The sequence below is a fragment of the Clostridium muellerianum genome, from assembly GCF_012926525.1.
GTDB lineage: Bacteria > Bacillota > Clostridia > Clostridiales > Clostridiaceae > Clostridium_AM > Clostridium_AM muellerianum.
The window spans coordinates 143,658-158,831 of the sequence record NZ_JABBNI010000014.1; the positions used below are offsets into that span (position 1 = coordinate 143,658).

6 protein-coding genes are annotated in these 15,174 nt (G+C 29.3%); 5 read left to right on the forward strand and 1 reads right to left on the reverse strand.

Translation table 11 applies throughout. The annotated features are described in order from the left end of the window. The first annotated feature begins 12 nt into the window (after positions 1 to 12). Positions 13 to 870 (forward strand): DUF11 domain-containing protein, encoded by an 858-nt coding sequence (locus tag HBE96_RS08090; protein WP_169297254.1) that lies wholly within the window; start codon positions 13 to 15, stop codon positions 868 to 870. A 41-nt stretch (positions 871 to 911) separates the two neighbouring features. Here HBE96_RS08090 and HBE96_RS08095 read toward each other — a convergent pair whose 3' ends face one another. After that, the gene (locus tag HBE96_RS08095; protein ID WP_169297255.1) at positions 912 to 4,352 is read right to left on the reverse strand and encodes an isopeptide-forming domain-containing fimbrial protein; all 3,441 of its coding nucleotides are present in this window, start codon (positions 4,350 to 4,352) and stop codon (positions 912 to 914) included. 169 nt (positions 4,353 to 4,521) lie between these two features. On the opposite strand from HBE96_RS08095, the gene HBE96_RS08100 reads away from it, so the two are divergent. The 4 genes from HBE96_RS08100 (at position 4,522) to HBE96_RS08115 (ending at position 15,100) form a co-directional block, all read left to right on the forward strand. After that, entirely contained in the window at positions 4,522 to 12,600 is an 8,079-nt protein-coding gene (locus tag HBE96_RS08100; RefSeq protein ID WP_169297256.1) for a DUF11 domain-containing protein, read from the forward strand. Between the two features lie 182 nt (positions 12,601 to 12,782). Further along, positions 12,783 to 13,088, forward strand: a complete 306-nt coding sequence (locus HBE96_RS08105; RefSeq protein ID WP_169297257.1) for an ArsR/SmtB family transcription factor — start codon at positions 12,783 to 12,785, stop codon at positions 13,086 to 13,088. Positions 13,089 to 13,217: 129 nt separating this feature from the next. Then, the gene (locus HBE96_RS08110; protein ID WP_169297258.1) at positions 13,218 to 14,012 is read left to right on the forward strand and encodes an EFR1 family ferrodoxin; all 795 of its coding nucleotides are present in this window, start codon (positions 13,218 to 13,220) and stop codon (positions 14,010 to 14,012) included. Positions 14,013 to 14,068: 56 nt separating this feature from the next. Beyond that, on the forward strand, positions 14,069 to 15,100 hold the full coding sequence (locus tag HBE96_RS08115) for a DUF362 domain-containing protein (protein WP_206154860.1): 1,032 nt from the start codon (positions 14,069 to 14,071) through the stop codon (positions 15,098 to 15,100). Positions 15,101 to 15,174 lie beyond the last annotated feature (74 nt).

Sequence of the window (15,174 nt, forward strand, 5' to 3'; positions counted from 1 at the left end):
AAAGGTGATTCAATGAAAATAGTAAATGAATGTAGGATAGATTTTAAATATAAACTATCACCTTATATAGTAAGTAAGATTGTTTTTAGTAATGTAGTTTCAACACAAATTATAGAAAATATTTTGGAAGTTAAAAAAAATGTAAATAAAACAGAAACAAATTATTTTGATATATTAATATATACAGTATATATTTGCAATATAAGTAGTTCTATTGTGACAAATATATTTTTACAGGATAATATTCCAAAGAGTACGAGATTTATTGAAAATTCAGTAACAATAAATAACATAAAAAAGAAATGTGCTAATCCAGAAAAAGGATTTTATATAGGTAATTTAAAAAGCGGAAAGAAAGTTACAGTAACTTTTAAAGTTTTGGTATTACCTATATATTGGGGAAATGCTATAAGAAATTATTCAACTGTAGAATATGATTATATATATAATGTAGAAGAAGCTCCTATTAGGGTAAATAAAACTAGTAATAGTGTAAAAACAAATTGTGAAAACAAATTATTTACACAAATATCAGTGGGAAAAACCTTAAGAACACACAGCCATATAAATGAAATAATCAATATTAAGTACAATATGAGAATAATAAAAACAAAAGTTATAAGTATTTTAAAATCAAATTTATGTACACTTTTGGTAATAGGAAAAATTGAATATAAAATGTGTTATAAAAAGCGGCATCATATTAGACATATAAAAGATATTTGGGGATTTTCAACTTATATGATGGTGCCTATAGGTATAAATTATTTAGATACAAATGAAATAAAGATAAATATTGAATATTTATCAATTGATTTTGTAAGTAAGCATAAAATATTTATAAATGCAAATTTACTATTATATTATTAAAAAGTCATCGATTATAAGAGAAAAATCGATGGCTTTTATATTTAGAAAGGATTAGGGTCTATATTTATTACTGTTTTTTCAGGATAAGGAGAAGTTTTTGATTTGACAGTAACTTTAAAGTCATATCTGATTCCTAAAGATTGTTCTGAAGGAATAACAGTAGTAATTTTTATGATTTTAGTAATATTAGGAGGTAAGTTTGCCATTGCAGGTAAATCTGCTTGATAAAGTGTATTTGGTTGAATATCATTTATTTTAACATCATCTATATACAAGCTATAAGAAAGTGCAACTTTTTGAATTATTAAAGTAAAATCATCATATCCTCCTCCAGTATTTTTAAAATAATCGAGTATTACAGCTGTGTTACCGAGAGGTGTAACAATAAATGCTGTTGAGTCATCTATTTTGTATAAAGGATTAGGCATTAATGAAACTCCAGCAGGTAAAGCACAAGTTAATATATTACTTTTTTCACCATTATATACTTTAGTAGAAGATATATCATTATAGTATGAAATAGCAGCTGCTTGAGTACTTATAGAAGTACAAGTTCTTAAAGTAGATTGGGGTATTATAGTAAAAGACATATAGCCTGATACAAATGAGGCTAATTGAGGTATAGTTATAATTATTTTTTTTGAAGTAATATTGAAAGTTGCACTGCATAGTACAGTGGTATCAATCGAATAAAACAAAAAGTTATTATCTATAGGAATTTCTATAGTTCCATTTGTTAGACTTATAGTACTATTATTTTGAAAAATTAATTTAAATTGTACTATTGCGTTAGTATTTATATTAGCAATTTGAGTATATAAAATAGAAGTTGTTTTATCTAGTGCAGTTAGAGTCATTAGTAAATTAGGATGATTTATTGTTACAATTAAGCTTTTACTAATTGTAGTAAAGCTTCCGCTTTGAATTTGCTGGTATAAACATTGAAAAGTATTAGTTTGAGTAGAGCTTATAGCATTAATACTTTTATTTGCACCAGTTATTTTAGAAGTCATAATATAAATGATTGTTTGAGTTGAAGTTCTGGCATCTATGATTCCTTCATTAGGGAAAGTAACTATATTTGAAGATACTATAGTAGTGATAGGTAAGCTATTTTTATATGAAGGACCAATATAGCTTTGACTGTCGCTTGGTAAAGTATCCTTTATATATAAACTGTAAGCAATAGTACCTTGTGGAATAGTAACAGTAAGGGTATAGGTAATAAGAGAGCCTACTTTAAATACACTATTAAAATTAGTTTTTGCAAGAGTTACAGCAGATGAAGAGATAGTTATAGAGGCACTTTTATTTAAATTACTATATTGAAAGTTAGTAGAAGTAGAATCATATACTTGAGAATAAGGGTTAGTAGTTGCAGCTGTAGTAGTTATATTCACTCCAGGTGCTAAAACTGAACTTATAGTTACCTTGTAGGTCAAAGTTAAATATTGACCAGGAGCCAGTTTATTTATATAAAGAACTATATTATTGTTTTGAAGGACAGGATCAGTGAAACTACCAGTACCAGTAATATTTATGCTGTTTTTATCAATTATGAACCAGGTAGCACTTAAAGTATCATTAAGAGTAAAGTCAAAGGCATCTGTCTCTGTTCCTAAATTGTTTGAATTACTTATAGTAATTGAGTAGGTATAAATTTCATTTGCTTGTATAGCACTTTTATTAGGTCCAGTCACAGATTTAGTTAAGCTCAAATTTGGAGCACCTATATTAATGGTTACTTGGGAACGACTGCTGTAAGAATATCCATAGGTATTTATACCTTTTAATTTCATTAAGTTTGAATTTTGGGAAGCTGAGCCAAGTTGAGATATAGGAACTTTAAAATTAATAGTACCTGAGGATAACCCCGTAATATTTCCATAGTAAAAATCGACTCCGTGAGGGCTGATTAGTTGAGGCAATGAAACAGGATTAATTCCTGTATACACATAAGTTAAATTATCTATGGGAGATGCTGTTAATGGAAAAAAATCATCTATATAAGTTTCTTTTTGAATGGCTTTTAAAGTAGAGGCATTATAAGTTAAAGTATATTCTGCCAAATCACCAGGAGCTAAAGCATTTATAGTTTTATGTGTTCCATTTTTATAATAACCTTTAACAAATTGTTTGCTTATAATACCAATACCTATACTAGAGTTAATATTTGTATTATCGCTAACTGAATTAAATGATCCTATAATAGTACCTGAAATGTCAGCTGTGGCTAAGAAAAAATCTGAAGCAGCAACAGGCAAATTTAAAGCTTGACTATCTTTCTTATATCTATAATAATTATCTACTTTTCCAATAATAACTATTGTTTTAGTAGAATTTTGTGCAGTAAGAGAAAAATTATAAGTTATATAATATCCCTGTAAAGTAGGATTATCCACTGCTGAAGCAGGAATAGATGAACTAGAAATATAGAATATGCCATCAGGCAAGAAGTAGTGGACAACTATATCTTGGATGTTATAATATTGACCAACCTTATACACATAAGTGTAAGTTACGTTCGATTGAACGTCTACTGTAGATTTGTTTATAGAAGTATTTATTATTAAATCCATAGCTGTAAAGCTAGTACTACTGTCTGAATTTGAAATAGCTAGTGGATCAGCAGATTTCATATTAATAGACATGTTGAGTATAGTACCATGTTTTATAAAGCTGCCTTGATTACTATTATATTGATTCCATACTGCATAGCTAAAAATTAAGGTAGTGCTGCTGCTAGTTGAAAGATTGATGTTACCATAATAAAGTTGAGTATAAAGTTTACCATTAATATTAACTAAATTTATATTAGGTGTTGAAAATTTAGAAGCATCAGTACCAGAAGTTATAATGTTTCCTATATATCTTATACCATCTTCTAATAGTATGGTTATATTTACCAAAGAAGATGAAACTGAGTTATTAAAAAACTTACATGTGGCTCCAGTTACTTGAGTATAATCATTTAAAGAAGGTGACGTTCCAGCACCCTTCAAAACTTTTCCAGCAGTAGTTATAGTACTGTAAAATCTCACAGTTGAATAAGTCATAGATATAGTATTACTAATTACTTCATTTCCTATATCATAAACCCCTCTAGGCATGGTGTCTACTTGACAGTATACTGCTATTCCAGAAAAATTGTATTCAAAAGGAATAGTAGTTCCATTTTTAAATTTTGTATTACATTTTACTGTAATGCTAAAAATAAAACTTATTTCCATAGGTGCAAGATCTTTTATATTAATCCATGAATATGTGATACTGTTATCAAAATTAGTTACACTATAGGTTTGAGGTATAGTTGAAGTTGAAAGAACCATACCATCAGGCACAGTTAGTGAAATCCCTAAATTATATAATCTTTGACTACTACTTATATTTTTTATATTTATATTAAATGCAGAAGTACCTCCTACCATAATCGGTACATTTTGAGTTCTATCTATACTCATAGAGAGTATACTAGACGTCATAGTATCACTCCTTAAAATTTCCTCATCACATTATATTCACTGTTAAATATAATGTGATATTAAAAGATAATTAAAATAGTAACAAGTGAAAATAACTATCAATATTATATATTGAGGTTTTCAAAAGTACCCCTAAGCTTTAGGCAATCAATAATAGGAGGTAATATAAATGGCATTAACAAATCATTTTTCTGCAATTGATAAGGCAATGCTGGTGGCTACTGGAAATACTTTGGTAGTATGTGGTAGCACAACTGTTCCAGCTGTAAATACTTCTGATCTTATCAAACCAGATGGATCAACTACAAGAGATTGGATGAAATCAGGAAGTTCTGCTGTTTTAAATATATTAGAAGGCAGTATTATACTTTATGCTGAGCTTGTATGGTATTCTACTGTAAAGAGTAATGTATCGGGAAGCTTAGATCTAAGAAGCGTACAAGATAATGCAATAACATTTGCAACTTCAAAAGGGAATTATCAAATAACTCCTCAATATACTGATAGTTACACTGGAGCATCTGGAAGTATAGATAGATATAGAGCTGCGGATGTAACAACTTACGTGCAAGATGCCTTAACGGGAAATTATACAGTATCTAATGTTCCCATAAGTGTACCAAGTGAAGGCTTAAGCAATTCAAGAGCTGGGTGGTCTTTAGCAGTAATTTATAGAAATAATGCATTTCAACCTCAAAAAATTATTTATAATTCGGGTATAGCGGCAGCAACTTCAGAAACCCCTCTGCAGACAACTATCACAGGATTCACAACTAGTGCAGTTACAGAAAATTTAAAAGCAAATGTGTTTATGGCTTCTGCTAATGGAGAACCTCTTAATGGAAACGAAATTGTATATGCAGGACCATCTTTTGCACAGTTAAGTAATATAGGAAATACTGTAAATACTCCAAATCCTAATCCGACAACAGCACCAAACAACCCAGGTAACAGTTTTTTTTCAGGGGTAATCAACACAGCAAATCCACTAAGTTCTGTTAATGGACTTTTAAACATTAATGGTACTAATGGTACCATTAATCATGATGGCTTTGTTCCTACGCAAACATTAGGTGGAAGAAACAAATGGGATATAACTAATGTAGATATATCCAATACTTTAGTTACAAATCAATCATTATTGGCAGGTCAAATAACGGAAAATACTTCGGGAGATGGAGTTCAATTAGTGGCTTTAGGTGTTCAAGTACTGGCAAAAGCACCTAATATAATAATAATGATAGATGCTTATGATATAGATGGAGATAAAGAATATAATGTTGAAGTTGGAGAACCTTTAGTTTATGCAATTCATATAAAAAATGATGGAGATGTGGAAGCAAATAATGTTATAGTGTCGGCAGTATTAGATTCATCAACTTCATTTATACCTGGTTCTGTTGTAATTAATGAAGTAAAAAATTCTACAGCAAATATAGTTAATGGAATTAATGTTGGAACTATTAGTGCCAGAGGTATTGTGAACTTGTTATTTACAGTTAAGGTTAATGAAATTCCTTCTGGTGAATTAATAAATCAAAATGTAAATTATAGTTATCAGTTTGTTTCAGGAATAGATACTGTTACTAACTCTGGTAAAACTAAGACTATTCAAGTAGTAGTACAAGATGGATTATTAAACATTGAAAAATCAGCTTCAAAGAACAATGTAAATATAAGTGAAACAGTGACTTATACAGTAAATATAAGTAATGTTGGTACGGAAACTGCTAAAAATTTATTCTTCCAGGATAAAATAAATTCAAGTTGTTCTTTTGTAGAAGAAACTGTGGTTATAGATGGAACACCATATACTGATTATGATCCAAGTGTAGGCTTTTCTTTGCCTGATCTATTGATTGGTAAAAGTACTCAAATATTATTTAAGATAAAGGTTAATTCACTGCCTTCATCCACAAAAATAAATAGTGTAAGTTTTATTACCTTTGGATATATATATAATCAGTACGGATATTCTAGAGAAAAAACTGCAGTTAGTAATGCTGTGTCTATTCAAGTTCAGTATATAGATATAATAGGTAAAAGATGCAATGACAATAACTATCCTAATATAGGGGAAATAGTAATCTATACACTTTCATTAACAAATATGGGAAATTTACCAGCATCTAATGTTAAAGTATTAGAACCTTTAATACCAGGAACTACGTTTGTTACAGGTAGTGTTAAGATTAATGGGACTTTAGATGCAGCCCTTGATCCATTTAATGGTTTCACACTGGAAAATGTCATAAATCCTAAGCAAACTACAACTGTGGAATATAAAGTTTTAGTAAACAGTATTAATCCTGCCAATTTGATAGAAAATATAGCACAGGTTCCATTTAAATATCAAATATCCCCAAGTGAGTCTATTATAGAAACAGAAAAAGAGTCCAATAAAGTTGATACAGTAGCTAATTATGTATGTATGAATGTAGTTAAAAGTGTAGATAAAGCTTATGGGGAAATAGGCAGTACTTTATATTACACAATAAATGTAAGTAATAATGGAAATATTAATTCTACTGATACTGTATTTTTAGACAGCATACAAGCTGAAGCATCCTTTGTAACTGGATCAGTGGCTATTAACGGTATATCTTATCCAGCATATGATCCTACCCAAGGTTTTACAATAGGAACTATATGTGCAGGCGATAATATAGAAGTTACTTTCCAGGCTAAAGTGAAAACTCTTCCAAGTCCGAATATAATATGCAATAATTCAAGCTTGGTATATAGTTATAAACCAGATCCTAATGGAATTAACCTGACTAATACAGTGTCCAGCAATACAGTTGAAACCATTATAAATGAAGCACAGTATTCTGTAATTAAAAAGGTAGATAAAATGTATGCTCAAGTAGGCGATATACTTGTTTATACAACAACAGTACAAAATACAGGAACAGTGACCTTAAATGATATGAAATTTGCAGATTTTATTGGAGCATATTTATCATTTTATCCTCAAAGTGTATATATTGATGGGGTTAATAAATTAGATTTTAATCCAAGTAATCAATTTTCAATTGGAAATATGGCTCCTGGAGATACTAGAACTATAGTATTTAAAACTTCAATAGTAGGTAATCCAACAATTGGATATATATCAAATACTTCAGAAGTCACTCTTAGTTACAAACAAAATCCTGATAATCCGATAATAACTAAGACTGTATATTCAAATACAACTGCAACTTATGTTCCTTATGCAGCAGTAAGTTTGATTAAAACTGTAGATAAAGCATTTGGATTAGTAGGAGATAGTTTAACCTATTCATTTACAGCTACAAATACAGGTAATACAGCTGCAATTAACACTTTATTTACAGATATAATTCAATCAGAGGCATCATTTGTTCAAGGTTCTGTAATTGTAAATGGAGTAAGCAAAACAGATTATAATCCACAAACAGGATTTTCTTTAGGGAAAATGGAGGCTGGGCAGGTTGCAACAGTAGAATTTAAAGTAATAGTAAATAGTGTACCAACTCCTAATACTATTAAAAATAATGCCACAGTAGCTTTTGGCTATTATGTAGATCCAAATAAACAGACAATTGCTAATACTACAACAAGCAATACTGTAACTACAGTTATAAACAGCTATTCAGCAGCATTAACTAAGGTTGTAGATAAATCATATGCAGCAGTAAGGGATGTATTGCAATATACTGTTACAGCAACTAATACTGGTACAGTGTCTTTAACAAATGTTTATTTTACAGATATTGTTCCAAATGGAGCTGAATTTGTAGAAGGTTCTGTAATTATGGATGGAGTAAGTAAACCAGATTTTAATCCTAATAAAGGATTTGCAATAAATGATGTTTTACCAGGTGGAAACGTAGTTGTAATGTTCAAAGCAACTGTAACTAGTGTTTTAGAACCACCTAAAATTAGTAATATTGCTCATATTAATTTTAAATATCAGCTAACTCCAACATTACCTTATATTAATAGTAGCTTAACAAGTAATACAGTAACTACAAATGTAGTTTCTATGTCAGTTATTAATACTAAGAGTGTAAGCAAAGCTTATGCAACAGTAGGAGATTCTTTAACTTATACTTCTGTAATAAATAATAAGAGTAATGTTAGTATAACAAATACCGAATTTATAGATGTAGTACCAGCACATACAACTTTTGTACTGGGAACTGTAAAAATAGATGGAACACCATATACAGACTATGATCCTAATAAAGGATTTACAATAGGAACCTTAAATGCAGCTTCAAAGGTAACAATAACTTTTGATGTTACAGTGGATAGTGTACCAAATGAAAGTTATATAATAAATTCATCTGTTATAAATTATCAGTATAAAATAAATCCAAGTGGCTCATATATAACAGCATCTGCAAACAGTAATGAAGTTACAACTTATATTAATTTAGGAAATTTAACAATAACTAAAGACGCTGATAGAAGTATAGTTAGGTTGACTGATATTATAAATTATAATTTTGTTATTGCAAATACAGGTAATACTGTACTGAAGAACTTATCTTTTAAAGATGTAATTCAAGCTGAGTCTTCATTTAATTCAGGATCGGTATATGTAAATGGTGTTAATAAACCAAATTATAATCCTAATACTGGATTTAACTTAGACGATATCCTGATAGGTCAAGAAACCACAGTTAGTTTTAAAGTAACAACTAATTCAGTGCCATCAGGTAGTAAGCTATTAAACTCAGCTGATGTAAATTATTCTTATTATGTTGATCCTAATGAAACTCCAAAGGCTAAGACAAAAACATCCAATACGACTACAGTATATGTTTATGATACTATAGTATCTGCTAATAAAGAGGTAGATAAATCATTGGCTAAAATAGGGGACACATTGAACTTTACAGTTACTGTAAAAAATGAAGGTAATGTTTCTGTACAACATGTAGTCTTTAAAGATGTACTGGATACTAATATATCCTTTGTTACAGATTCAGTATATATAAATGGTGCTCAAAAAATTGGATATAATCCTAATAATGGATTTAATCTTGATGATATAACAGCAGGTTCAACTACAACAGTAACTTTTGCAGCTAAAGTAGCTAAAAGACCAGAGTATAATATAGTATATAACTATACTGCCATAAATTATGATTATACTGTAGGAACAGAAGTTGTAACTGCTAATATCAATACTAATACTACTCAAACCTATATTGCAGTAGGTGAATTAACAATTACTAAATCTGTAGATAAGTTATATGCTACAGTTGGAGACAATATAGCTTATACAATAATGATAAAAAATACAGGCTCAGTAAATGCAACAAATTTAAGTTTTAAAGATTTAATACCAGCATCAACTTCTTTTAATAGTGGAACAGTAGTGGTAGATGGAAACTCTCAATTAGATTTTAATCCTGATACTGGATTTACTTTAACCGATTTAACACCAAATCAATATCATGTAGTAGGTTTTAATATTCATGTTGACTCATTGCCACAAAATGGTAATGTTGAAAATACTGCAGATGTAAGCTTTAGTTATAGGTTGACACAAACAGATGACTCTGTTACAACTACAATTACTTCTAATAAGGTTACAACTCTTATTAAGTTAGGTAATTTAACAGCTGCAAAAGCCGTAGACAAATTATATGCAACAATAGAAAATACTTTGAATTATACAATAACTATAAATAATACTGGCAATGCTTATTGTATTGATGTATTCTTCAAAGATATAATTCAATCAGATGCTTCTTTTGTAACTGGATCTGTAAAAATTGATGATTTAACTTATTCGGATTATAATCCGAATAATGGATTTAATTTGGGGAATATAAAAGGACATGGAAATACTGTAGTAACATTTGCAGTAACAGTAAAGACATTGCCAAAAAATTATACTATAGACAACTATGCGATAGATAATTACAAGTATTATATAGATCCATCTAATCCACCAGTTGTAAAAGAAGGAAAAACTAATACAGTAACAACGGTAATAAATGTAGGAGCATTAACAGCAATAAAATCAGTTAGTAAAGCTTATGCAACAATAGATGATGTTATAACTTATACAGTGAATGTGATAAATACCGGAAATACAACTATTAAGAATGTAAACTTTAGGGATGTTATTCCAAATGGATTAACCTTTGTACCAGAATCAGTGACTATAAATGGAACAGCTTATTCAAATTACAATCCTTATGCAAGTTTCACATTAGGTAATATAATATCTGGAGATACTGTAGTCGTTGAATTCGATACTAAGGTAACTTCACTACCAACACCTTCATTAATAAGTAATACAGCTAATATTGTTTTCTACTATCGTATAGACCCAAGTGGCAATGATATAGCAGTACAAGTTAATTCTAATACAGTAACTACGCAAATAAATGTGGGCTCAATAACTGTTAATAAGAGCGTAGATAAGGTATATGCTGCAGCAGGAGATATATTGACTTATACTGTTGTTTTAACAAACACTGGTAATATACGAGAAGATAATGTAATATTCACAGATGAATTACAAGCTGATGTAACATTTAATGAAGGATCTGTAAAAGTTAATGGTACAACACATCCAGATTATAATCCAAATTCGGGATTTAGTTTAGGAAATATAGAGTCATTAGATCATGTTACAATAATATTTACAGTTACAGTTATAGATTCACCTAATAATCAAACATTACTAAATTATGCAGAAGGAACATTTTCATATAAGATAGATCCTAATGGGCAATATTACACTAAATCTACTCAATCTAATACAGTGTCTACTATGATAATAATGCCTAATTTAACTGCTGCAAAGACAGTTGATAAATTATATGAAGCACTACAGGAGGTCCTAAATTACAGTGTATTGGTTAAGAATGCAGGAAATACAGCCATATCTCAATTATTTTTTACAGATTTCTTATCTAATGGTGCAGTATTTAAATCAGGAAGTGTATTAATAGATGGAGTTAGTTATTCAAATTATAATCCTGTAATGGGATTTAATCTACCAAATAATCTTCTAGCAGGAGCCACTACTTTAATAAAATTTCAAGCTGCAGTAACAACACTGCCATCACCACCACAAGTAACGAACTATGCTGCAGTAAATGGTATTTATCATGTAGATCCTACAGGTTCAACTTATCCAATAACTGCAAATTCCAATACTGTTACTACTAATATAAATTTAGGCAGTTTATCTAACACTAAAACAGTGGATAAGATGTATGCTAAAGTTAATGATACAATAACTTATACTTCAACTATAACTAATACAGGTAATGTAATTGTAAGTGATTTATTTTTTACAGATGCAATGCAATCAGAATTGACTTATATATCTGGAACAGTAAGTATAAATGGAGTAGTATATCCATCCCTAGATCCAACAAATGGCTTTGAATTGTCAAATTTGGCTCCAGGTCAGTCAGTTATCATTGAATTTAATGCAAAAATAAATGAATTGCCAACACCAGCATATGTGACAAACAGTTCCTTGATTCAATTTAGTTACAAGGTAGACCCTAATGGATCAACAATAATTAAAAATCAGGCAAGCAATACTGTAATAACTAATGTAGTTTTAGGAAAGATAAATGCTGTTAAAATTGTAAACAAATCAATAGCTACTATAGGAGACGAACTAATTTATACAGTAACATTAACCAATGTGGGAAATGTTATTGACAGCAACGTATTTTTCCAGGATACTCCATCAAAAGGCACAACATTTAAAGCTGGCAGTGTAAAAATTGACAATATAAGCAAACCAAACTATGATCCAACAGTTGGATTCACTATAGGAGATATAGGAATAGGTAATGTTGTGACAGTAACATTTATTGCAACAGTAGTATCAGTACCAGATACAAACCAAGTAACAAATCAAGCTGCCATAACATTTGAATTCTTAATAGATCCAAAACAACCAGTATACACTGAAACAATCTATTCAAATACTGTAACAACCAATATAGCATATGGAAATTTGAGTGTAACCAAGGTTGTAAACAAACAATATGCAACAATAGGTGAGCAATTAACCTATACAATTAAAATTGTAAATATAGGTAATATTAATGCAACTAATATTGTATTTTTAGATCCAATTCCTCGTAACTCAACATTTGTATTAGGATCAGTAACTATTAATGGAATATCATATACAGACTATAATCCATCAGCTGGATTTAACTTGAATACAATGGTGCCAGGACAAATTATAATAGTAGTATACAAAGTTCAACTTGTTAATTTATGCTAGATAGTAAAAAACTCCATTAAAAACTTAAAAAGTACCTTATAGAGTAGATAATCGAAAGTGTTTGCTTTATAGGGTACTTTGCATTTGATATTTTATAGATAGTTATAGTTATTGACTTAGAAATTTAAATAGTGTAAACTTATATTAATAATTCGATATTTATCAAAGTGTTAGGAGCAATTATGGATACAAAAGAATTAGCAAAAATATTTAAAGCTCTTTCTAATGAAAATAGATTGGAATTATATTTTCAGATATTAAGGAGTGCTGAAAAAAGTTTTGATACAAATTGTGAATGCTTTATAAATGATGTTATCAGTAAATTAAATATAGGTGCACCTACTATTTCACATCATTTAAAGGAATTAAGCAACGCAAATTTAATTTTTACAGAAAAAAAAGGTAAATTTTTAGTGGCAAGAGCAAACGAAGAATTGTTAAATGAGATTTGTAGTATATTAACAATTAAAAGAGATGAAAAAAAATAAATCTCTTTTATTTTTAAACGATGCTTTGATAGTTGTCAAAATATAAAAGTACTTAGCGGCTCTAAAAGTGTTTTAAGATTATTTTTTAATATAATGAAGATAAATAAAAGCTGATAGGAGGGTTATAAAATGAACAAGAAAACAATTATATTTTATTTTAGTCAATCAGGAAACTCTCTTTATGCAGCAAAAAAATTGGCTGAAATTATTGGAAATACAAAATTAGTATCAATACCAGAAGCTATTTATAACAATCAATATAAATATTATAACTATGAAAGAGTTGGTTTTATAATACCTTTATATTTTATGAGCATGCCAAATATGGTAAAAGAATTTATTTCAAACTTGGAAATTTCAAAGGATAGTTACATTTTTTCAATTGTAACAAGAGCTATTACGAAGGGGCGAATATTTCATGATATTGATACATTACTGAATAAAAAAAATATTAAAATAAACTATGGGGAATACATAACCTTTCCAGATAGTTATATCAAATGGGCTGAAGCTCCTAAGGAAAAAACTCTTCCTAAAGTATTTCAAAAAGCAGAAAAACATATATATTTAATTGCAAATAAAGTTTCAAATAAACAAGTTTATAGAGAAAGTGAAGGATTTATTCTTAAATCAATCTCATCAGTTGTATATACTATTTGGAAGAGTAGATTAAAATCAATAGGCAAAAGTTTTAAAATAAACAATTTTTGTATAAGTTGTGGGATATGTGAAAAAACTTGTCCTGCTGGAAATATTAAATTGGAAAATCACATACCTATATGGTCAAATAGATGTGAAGATTGTATGGCATGTGTGCAGCATTGTCCTAAAAAAGCAATTTATTTTAATTCAAGAACTATAAATAAAAAAAGATATATTAATCCTAATATAAAATTAGAAGAGTTATTTTATAAAAGAGGATAAAATAAATAATTATAGTTGAATATTCAATGATGAAAATTTAAAAGGAGAGATTTTTTATGAAAAAGGTATATTTTAAGGCTATAGATTCATATTTGAAAACACAAGATATAAATGAATCAACAAAGATGCTTTTGAATCGCTTGGTGGAGGAGGAAAGTATTACACTGGAAAAGTATATACCACTAAAGGTTCATTTTGGTGAAAAGGGCAATAAGACATATATAGAATCCAAAAATTTTGAAGGCATATTAGAATATTTTAAGGAAAGAGAAATAAGAAGTGCTTATATGGAGACAAATGTTCTTTATAGAGGGGAGAGAACTACGTCAAAAAATCATATTAAGCTTGCTGGAGAACATGGATTTACTCAATTACCTATTGTAATTGCAGATGGTGATCATGGAGAAAATTATGAAGAGGTAGAAATAAATAAAAAGAATTTTAAAAAGTGTAAAATAGGTGCGGAAATTGCAAAACAAAAACAAGTTATGATTATAAGTCACTTCAAAGGACATGCCTTAGCTGGTTTTGGAGGAGCAATTAAGCAGCTGGGCATGGGATGTGCTTCAAGAGGTGGAAAGCTTGCTCAACATGCTAATTCCATACCTAAAATAAGCTATTTCAAATGTAAAGGCTGTGGATCATGTGCCAAGAATTGTCCTGAAAAAGCAATTGTTATGGGAGCAAAAGCTAAGATCAATAAAGATAAATGTGTTGGTTGTGCTGCTTGTATGACAACTTGTAATTTTGGAGCAGTTTCAAATAGTTGGCTGGCATCACTTTCAAAAAGTTTTAATGAAAGGCTTGCTGAATATGCCTATGCAGCTTCAAAGGATAAGAATAACATTTACATAACCTTTGCATTTAATATAACAAGGAATTGTGATTGTGATGGTCACAGTATGAAACCTGTGGCAAAGGATATAGGAGTATTTGCATCTACTGATCCGGTTGCTATAGATCAGGCTTGTCTTGATGTACTTGACAAAGTTAATGGGAGGCGTGTATTCAGAAGAGGGAAATATACTCTTGATTATGCAGAAAAGATAGGCTTAGGAAGTAAGGAATATAAACTTGTAGAAATATAGAAATATAATTTTTTAGAAACAGATGGAAGTATTATTAACTTAGCTTTCATAATATAAAAATAGAACGAAACCGC